This window comes from Mesorhizobium sp. M7A.F.Ca.US.002.01.1.1, assembly GCF_004022955.1.
GTDB classification, from domain to species: Bacteria; Pseudomonadota; Alphaproteobacteria; order Rhizobiales; family Rhizobiaceae; genus Mesorhizobium; species Mesorhizobium ciceri.
On sequence record NZ_RZQE01000931.1, the window covers coordinates 1 to 1,051 of the forward strand.

The 1,051-nt window shown below is 61.7% G+C and carries 1 protein-coding gene; it reads left to right on the plus strand.

Annotated features, from left to right (window positions below):
• The coding region (locus EN932_RS36825) for an HlyD family type I secretion periplasmic adaptor subunit (RefSeq protein WP_128369559.1) at nt 1–1,051 on the plus strand (1,051 nt) is incomplete at both ends.

Sequence of the window (1,051 nt, forward strand, 5' to 3'; positions counted from 1 at the left end):
CGTGCGAGCCGGTCAAACGCTTGCTCGCCTCGACGCGACCTTCGCCTCCGCTGACCTTGCTGCGCTGACGACACAGGTCTCGACACTTGAAGCCGAAGTGGCCCGTTTGAAAGCGGAAGCCGACGGAAAGCCCTTCAGCTATGACGGTCTGGACCCGAGTTGGACCCTGCAGGCATCAATCTTCGATCGTCGAAAAGCCGTCTACGACGCCAAGCTGTCGAGTTTTGACCGGCAGAGCGATGAACTCAGTTCCGTGATCTCGCGTTCCCGGTCCGATGCTGACGGCTACCGCCAGCGACTGGCCGTCGCGGCTTCGATCGAACGGATGCGCAAGCAACTGGAAGCAAGACAGGTGGGCAGCCGCCTCAATACGCTTCTGGCCGAGGACAACTGGGCAGAGATGTCCCGGGCGCTCGGCAACGCCGAGCAGACATCGGAAGCTGCCAAGCGACAACAGGCGACGGTGGCCGCCGACCGCGATGGCTACATCCAGAGCTGGCGCGCGGAAGTCTCGCAAGGCCTGTCGGAGGCGGGCTCGCGTATGTCCGATGCCCGTGAGCTTCTCAACAAGGCAAAGCTGCGTAAACAGTTGGTTGAGCTGAAAAGCGATGCAAACGCCATCGTTCAGTCAGTGGCGAAGGTTTCCGTCGGGTCGATCCTGCAATCGGGTGACCGGCTGATGACCCTGGTGCCGGACGACGCGGTGCTTGAAATCGAAACGAACATTGTCGGCCGTAGCAGTGGGTTCGTCCACGTCGGTGACCCCGTGGCCATCAAGTTCGACACCTTTCCATATTCGCAATATGGCCTCGCGCATGGCACTGTGCGCACGGTGAGCCCGGATTCCTTCTCGGCCCGGGAACAGGCGCGCGACCCGAACAGCTCGTTGGCCATGCTGCCCCCGGACGCTGACCTGTTTTACCGCACGCAGATTTCCATCGACGAGGTCGCCCTCCATGGTGTGCCCGCAAGTTTCACGATCGTCCCTGGCATGCCGGTAACCGCTGACGTCAAGGTCGGCCGCCGTACCGTGCTGAAGTATATTCTCGGC